Annotated in this window: 2 protein-coding genes and 1 pseudogene; all 3 read left to right on the top strand. The window is 49.4% G+C overall.

The features are described 5' to 3' along the window. Positions 1–327 (top strand): annotated as a pseudogene (locus tag DWX00_RS19310) (VirB6/TrbL-like conjugal transfer protein, CD1112 family); the annotation flags it as partial. A gap of 80 nt (positions 328–407) precedes the next feature. Next, complete coding sequence (locus DWX00_RS19305) at positions 408–785, top strand: PrgI family protein (RefSeq protein ID WP_118596022.1); 378 nt, start codon at positions 408–410, stop codon at positions 783–785. Between the two features lie 19 nt (positions 786–804). Continuing rightward, positions 805–2,946 carry a VirB4-like conjugal transfer ATPase, CD1110 family gene (locus DWX00_RS19300; RefSeq protein ID WP_442857812.1) on the top strand — a complete coding sequence of 714 codons (2,142 nt, stop codon included), beginning with the start codon at positions 805–807 and terminating at the stop codon, positions 2,944–2,946. Positions 2,947–2,972: the final 26 nt, after the last annotated feature.

Below are 2,972 nucleotides of genomic sequence, written 5' to 3'. Positions count from 1 at the left end.
TTCTCGGAAACCTGCCATAGTGATATGGTAAGGCGTCGGGTTCTTACCCTACTCTATACATCGCTTGCCCCGATCCCGTTCGCAACGATGAGCAACCGTGAATGGGGTCATGTAGGAACCAACTATTTCAGAGGACTGTTCGCCCTTGCATTTCAGGCATTTCTGATGATGGTCTGTGTGGCGATTTACGCAGCACTGATTTCTTCGGTGCGGATTTCCAGCAATATGCACTCCGCGCTGATCGGCGTTGCAGCGTATACCGTGATTCTGTGTTTCAGCCTGATGAAAACGGGAAGTCTGTCCAAACAGATCTTCGGCAGTCACTAAAACCGGGAAAATTCGAGGAAAGGAAAGACAGCAGACAGAAAGCCGTATCCCGGCGGCGTGTCTGACTGTCATGGTGAAGAATGGCTTATGTGACGATCCCGAAAGACCTGTCCAAAGTGAAGAACAAGGTCTTTCTCAACCTGACAAAGCGACAACTCATCTGTATGGGCTTTGCGGCATCCATCGGTGTCCCGTTCTACTTTCTCACACGGGGAACACTTGGCACAAGCAATGCGGCGGCAGGCATGGTGCTTTTGATGCTCCCGGAATTTTTCTTTGCACTGTTCGAGAAAAACGGGATGCACCTTGAAACCATCCTGACGAACTTCATCAATGTCCGTTTCAAACGTCCGGCGGTTCGCTGCTACGAGATCGAAAATCTGTACGAATATGAGCCGGAGAAACCTGTAACACCAAAAGTGAAGAAGGGAGGCATTATTGGGAAAAGAAAAGGATAAGAAGCCGCTGTTCGGCGGCATCTTCCAGAAATTCTTCAAGCCGTCTGCAAAGGCAGAAGCAAAAAAGAAGAAAGAGCATCACTTGACCGTGCAGCGGTCGATTCCGTATCTGGAAATGGGGCGGGACGGCATCTGCCGGGTGGAGGAACATCTGTATTCCAAAACCGTCCGCTTCTATGACATCAACTATCAGCTCGCGCAAAACGAAGATAAGAACACCATTTTTGAAAGCTGGTGTGACTTCCTCAACTACTTTGATTCCAGCATCCGCTTTCAGCTTTCGTTCATTAACCACAAAAGTGATATGAGCGAATACAACAAGGTCATTCAGATTGAGCCGCAGCATGACCAGTTCGATGATGTGCGCATGGAATATGCGCAGATGTTGAAACAGCAGCTTGCCAAGGGCAACAACGGTCTGGTCCGAACGAAGTACATCACGTTCAGCATTGAAGCCAAAAGCGTGAAAGAAGCAAAGCCCCGGCTGGAGCGTATCGAAACCGATATTCTCAACAATTTCAAGGTGCTGGGCGTAAAAGCATATCCGCTGAATGGTGTGGAACGCTTACAGATCATGTACGAGATGTTCCATCAGGAGGAAGAACGGAAGTTTGAGTTCAGCTATGACCGCATCCTGCAAAGCGGCATGACTACCAAGGACTTCATTGCTCCGACCAGTTTTCTGTTCAAGAGCGGCAAGGACTTCCAGATGGGAGATACTATCGGCGCAGTATCCTATCTGAACATCCTTGCCCCGGAACTGACGGATAAGGTTCTGGCAGAGTTTCTGGACATGGACAAGAATCTGGTGGTCAGCATCCATGTGCAGTCGGTAGACCAGCTCAAGGCAATCAAACTCATCAAGGGCAAGATCACAGACCTTGACCGCATGAAGATTGAGGAACAGAAAAAGGCGGTGCGTTCCGGCTATGATATGGAAATTATTCCGAGTGACCTTGCAACTTATGGTGGTGAAGCCAAGAAGATTCTGGATGATTTGCAGAGCCGCAATGAGCGTATGTTCCTTATTACGGTGCTGTTCCTCAATGCTGCGAAAACCAAACAGGAGCTGGACAGTGCAGTGTTTCAGACGGCTGGTATCGCTCAGAAGTTCAACTGCACCCTGAATCGACTGGACTATATGCAGGAGCAGGGACTTATGAGCAGCCTGCCGCTGGCCAATAACCTTGTCCCCATCAAGCGGGCATTGACTACAACTTCCACGGCCATCTTCGTGCCGTTCACCACGCAGGAACTTTTCATGGAGGGCGATTCCCTCTATTACGGTCTGAATGCAGTGTCTAACAACATGATTATGGCAGATCGCAAACAGCTCAAAAATCCGAACGGTCTGATTTTGGGTACGCCTGGTTCTGGTAAATCGTTCAGCGCAAAGCGTGAAATGACAAACGTGTTCTTCACGACAACGGACGATATTATCATCGCAGACCCGGAAGGCGAGTATTATCCGCTGGTCGAAGCCCTGGGCGGGCAGGTCATTCATATCTCATCCACCAGCCGGGACTACATCAACCCGATGGACATTAACCTGAACTATGCGGACGATGATAACCCGCTTGGCATGAAATCGGATTTCATCCTTTCCCTGTGCGAACTTATCATGGGCGCACGGGATGGCATGGAGCCGGAAGAAAAATCTGTCATTGACCGATGCCTGCCGCTGGTTTATCAGAAATATCTGAATGACCCGAAGCCGGAAAATATGCCGATTCTCGGTGATTTATATGACTGCCTGCGGGAGCAGAAAGAACGGCAGGCGCAGCGTATCGCCACGGCATTGGAAATCTACGTCAATGGTTCGCTGCGGGTGTTCAACCACCAGACGAATGTGGAACTGGATAACCGCCTTATCTGCTTTGACATCAAAGAATTGGGCAAGCAGCTCAAAAAGCTGGGTATGCTCATCGTGCAGGATCAGGTGTGGAATCGTGTTACCATCAACCGCAATGCAAAGAAAAATACACGATACTACATTGATGAGTTCCACTTGCTCTTAAAGGAAGAGCAGACTGCCGCATATAGTGTTGAAATCTGGAAGCGTTTCCGAAAATGGGGCGGTATCCCTACGGGCATCACGCAGAACATCAAAGATCTGCTTGCCAGCCGGGAGATCGAGAACATCTTTGGTGCGACACGTTGACGCACAAACATCACGCTATGAGGGTA

The organism is Blautia sp. AF17-9LB (genome assembly GCF_003479185.1).
GTDB classification, from domain to species: domain Bacteria; phylum Bacillota; class Clostridia; order Lachnospirales; family Lachnospiraceae; genus Fusicatenibacter; species Fusicatenibacter saccharivorans.
The sequence above is the reverse complement of the archived record's forward strand: the minus strand, read 5'-3'. Positions and strand labels throughout refer to the sequence as shown.

Excerpts from the sequence above, each read along its gene's own strand:
- DWX00_RS19305 (WP_118596022.1), top strand. The coding sequence starts at position 408 with ATGGCTTATGTGACGATCCCGAAAGACCTGTCCAAAGTGAAGAACAAG.